Here is a 3,704-nt window from a genome sequence, read left to right on the forward strand (position 1 = left end):
CGGTCTCGTGGGCTCGGAGATGTGTATAAGAGCCAGGTGCGGGCATGCGGGCCGCCTGGCGGGTGGTACGGGAGCGGCCCGCCGCCCGGCTCGGCATCGCCGCCGTGGCGGTGGGGCACCTGGTGATGGTCGCGGTGATGTCGATGACCCCGGTACGCCTCGGCGAGTTCCACGACGACGCCGACGTGCTGCGGGTGGTGGGCATCGTACTGAGCCTGCACATCGCCGGCATGTACGCCCTCTCCCCGCTGGTGGGCTGGCTGACCGACCGGCTCGGCCGGCGGGCGGTGATCCTCGGCGGGGTCGGGGTGCTGCTCGCCGCGTGCGCGGTCGCCGGCACGGCCGGACACCACACGCCGGAGCTCTCGCTCGGTCTGGCGCTGCTCGGCCTGGGCTGGTCGGGCACCATGGTCGCCGGCTCCACGCTGCTGTCCGAGTCGGTGCCCACTGGGGTGCGGCCGAGTGTTCAGGGGCTGTCGGACCTGACCATGGGGCTGGCCGGCGCGGGGGCCGCGGCGCTGAGCGGGTTTGTCGTGCGGGTCGCCGGTTATCCGGCCCTCACCCTGCTCGCCGCGATCGCGACGGTGCCCCTGGTGGCGCTAGCGTTGCGTCCGGTGCCCGTGGAGGCGCCCGACAAGGAGGAGTGACACGTGCGGCTGACCGACTTCTGGGCCCGGCTGGAGGAGGCGTTCGGGCCGGGCTACGCGGCCAGCATCGCCAGTGACCAGGTGCTGTCCCAGCTCGGCGGGCGGACCATCGAGCAGGCGCTGAAGGCGGGTGAGCAGACCCACGTGGTCTGGCGGGCGGTCGTCGCCGCCTATCCCGACCGGGTGCCCGCTCGGCTGCGCTGAACAGCCCTTTCGGTCCACCCGCGTGTCGCTTGCCCAGTCGTACACCTGTTCGGCTATTGTCCACAGCGGGGTGCTCGTCCACAGCTCGCGGCCGGTCGGCTGGTTTTCTGTCGGACCCAGCGCCTAGCGTGTCCGCGTGACGCGAAGCTCAGGAAAGACGCCGGCGAAGGCAGGGGTGGCAAACATGGCCGCAGGGCCCGACCGGGAGAAGGCACTCGACCTTGCTCTCGCTCAGATCGACAAGCAGTTCGGCAAGGGCTCGGTGATGCGGCTGGGGGAGCGTCCGGTCGTCCAGACGTCCGTCATCCCGACCGGCTCCATCGCCCTCGACGTGGCGCTCGGCGTGGGCGGTCTGCCCCGGGGTCGGGTCGTCGAGGTCTACGGTCCCGAGTCCAGCGGTAAGACCACGGTCGCCCTGCACGCGGTGGCCAACGCCCAGCGGGCCGGCGGCATCGCCGCCTTCGTCGACGCCGAGCACGCGCTCGACCCGGACTACGCGAAGGCCCTCGGCGTCGACACCGACGCCCTGCTGGTCTCCCAGCCGGACACCGGCGAGCAGGCGCTGGAGATCGTCGACATGCTGGTCCGCTCCGGCGCGCTGGACATCATCGTGATCGACTCGGTCGCCGCGCTGGTGCCGCGCGCCGAGATCGAGGGCGAGATGGGCGACAGCCACGTGGGCCTGCAGGCCCGGCTGATGAGCCAGGCGCTGCGGAAGATCACCGGTGTGCTCAACAACACCGGCACCACGGCGATCTTCATCAACCAGCTCCGCGAGAAGATCGGCGTGATGTTCGGCAGCCCCGAGACCACCACCGGTGGTCGGGCGCTGAAGTTCTACGCCTCGGTCCGGCTCGACGTGCGCCGCATCGAGAGCCTCAAGGACGGCACCGACGTGGTCGGTAACCGGACCCGGGTCAAGGTCGTGAAGAACAAGGTCGCCGCGCCGTTCAAGCAGGCCGAGTTCGACATCATGTACGGCAAGGGCATCTCCCGCGAGGGGTCGCTGATCGACGTCGGCGTGGAGCAGGCGATCATTCGCAAGTCCGGCGCCTGGTACACCTACGACGGTGACCAGCTCGGCCAGGGCAAGGAGAAGGCCCGCGAGTTCCTCCGGGAGAACCCGGACGTGGCGGCCGAGATCGAGAAGAAGATCCTGGAGAAGCTCGGCGTCGGGGTCGGCGCGGGCGACGCCGCCGGTGGCCCGGAGCTGCCGCCGGTCGACTTCTGATCTGAGTCGTGGCAGGACGACGACGCGCCCGCACGGGGCGGGGCTGGGACGCCAGTCCGCCCCGGGCGGGTGACGCCAACACCACGCCCCGGCCCCGGCGAGGTCGCCGGGACCGGTCCGAGGAGACCGACCCGGAGGCGACCCCGGCCCCACCGCGCGACGAGGCCGAGGTGGCCCGGGAGATCTGCCTGCGGCAGCTCGCGGTCCGGCCGCGTACCCGGGCCGAGCTCGCCGGTGCCCTGGCGAAGCGGGGCATCTCCGAGGAGGTCTCCGCCCAGGTCCTCGACCGGTACGACGAGGTCGGCATCATCGACGACGCCGCGTTCGCTCGTGCCTGGGTGACCAGTCGACACGCCGGCCGAGGGCTGGCCCGCCGGGCGCTCGCCAACGAGCTGCGCCAGCGCGGGGTGGACGGCGACGTCGCCAGCGAGGCGCTCGGCGAGCTGGACGAGGAGACCGAGGCGGAAACCGCCCGTGCCCTGGTCGAGCGGAAGCTGCGCTCCGCCCGGGGCGAGCCCGACGCGGTGTTCCGCCGGCTGGTGGGGATGCTGGCCCGCAAGGGCTACCCGCCGGGCGTGGCGATCCGGGCGGTGAAGGACGCCCTCGCCGCGCAGAGCGCCGAGGCGGCGGAGTTCGCCGAGCAGGTCGACGCCGACGCCCTCGCCGACGCCGAGGGTGAACTCGACCGGGACACCCGCCCCCTCGACTGACGTGGCCGCTACCCGGGCGGCGCCTTCGCGACACGCCCGAGTTGAAGCTTTCGCCGGTCTCCGCTCCGGTCGCCTCCGGTGGCCGCTGAGCAGGGGTGACTGCCGGTCAGGCACCTGCGGCTCGCCTCGTTTGTCCCCTGGTGTCCGGCATCGGCTCCACGCTGGGTAGTGCCGCAACTTCTCTCCGTCCGGGTGGTTTGATCATGAGTTCTTGACCGAACGGCCTCCGGCGACCTAGCCTCGCCATACAGGCTCACTTTGCCCGACCAGCGCAGGCTAAGCGCACAACATAGATCGCGTAACAGAACAGCATCACTTTGGCCAGCTTCACCGGCCTTGACGGCAGCTCCGGACTGGCCGGTCCGGGGTCGACCGCACAACTGCAACCGGCCTTCGGCGATGCCCATCGATGGGCACCGTCGGAGGCAGGCTACCCACGGCCAGCCGCTCCGGTCGGGCGTCCAGAGCCGCAGGTCCGTGCCCTGACGGCACGGGTCCTGCGGCGCCGACGTTCAGGGGAGGCGGCCATGGCGGGGCGGCACAGGTTCACCGGCGGTCTTCCAGGCGGTGCCGGCACGTACCGGTCGGTCCATCGGGCCGGCCGCCACCGGGCCGGTGCCGACGCAGCAACGGACCACCGGGACGGCACCGTCGGTGCCGTCGCCGGCAGGCTCGGAGTGACCGCATGACCGGCTTCAACATCCTCATCCTCGTCGTGGTGCTGATCCTGGCCGTGGTGGTGGTCGGCGCCGTCCTGCTCGGCGTCCGGACGCTGCGCCGGCTCAGCCTCGCGCCACGCCCGGAGGACCCGGCCTTCATCGCCGAGAAGGACCGCCAGGAGCAGTCCCTGGCCGCCCTGCGCAACGCCGCCGACGAGGCGAACAGCACCATCGACGTGGCGAAGTCCGCGGC

The 3,704-nt window shown here is 71.9% G+C and carries 3 protein-coding genes and 2 pseudogenes; all 5 read left to right on the top strand.

All coding sequences use genetic code 11. The features are described from left to right. Nucleotides 1-35: 35 nt before the first annotated feature. Nucleotides 36-660: pseudogene (locus DKL51_RS27855) on the top strand (MFS transporter); the annotation flags it as partial. Then, nucleotides 651-851 carry a DUF3046 domain-containing protein gene (locus tag DKL51_RS27860; protein WP_109947494.1) on the top strand — a complete coding sequence of 67 codons (201 nt, stop codon included), beginning with the start codon at nt 651-653 and terminating at the stop codon, nt 849-851. The pseudogene DKL51_RS27855 and the gene DKL51_RS27860, both read left to right, overlap by 10 nt. A 184-nt stretch (nt 852-1,035) precedes the next feature. Beyond that, nucleotides 1,036-2,082 (top strand): recombinase RecA, encoded by a 1,047-nt coding sequence (gene recA / locus DKL51_RS27865; protein WP_109947495.1) that lies wholly within the window; start codon nt 1,036-1,038, stop codon nt 2,080-2,082. Nucleotides 2,083-2,090: 8 nt separating this feature from the next. Then, nucleotides 2,091-2,792: a regulatory protein RecX gene (locus DKL51_RS27870; RefSeq protein ID WP_109966551.1), complete on the top strand. Its 702-nt coding sequence runs from the start codon at nt 2,091-2,093 to the stop codon at nt 2,790-2,792. A 685-nt stretch (nt 2,793-3,477) separates the two neighbouring features. Beyond that, nucleotides 3,478-3,704: pseudogene (locus DKL51_RS27875) on the top strand (ribonuclease Y); the annotation flags it as partial.

This window comes from Micromonospora globispora (genome assembly GCF_003857015.1).
In the GTDB taxonomy this organism is placed as follows: Bacteria; Actinomycetota; Actinomycetes; order Mycobacteriales; family Micromonosporaceae; genus Micromonospora; species Micromonospora globispora.

Coding starts and splice junctions, on each gene's coding strand:
- recA (WP_109947495.1), top strand. CDS start 1,036: ATGGCCGCAGGGCCCGACCGGGAGAAGGCACTCGACCTTGCTCTCGCT.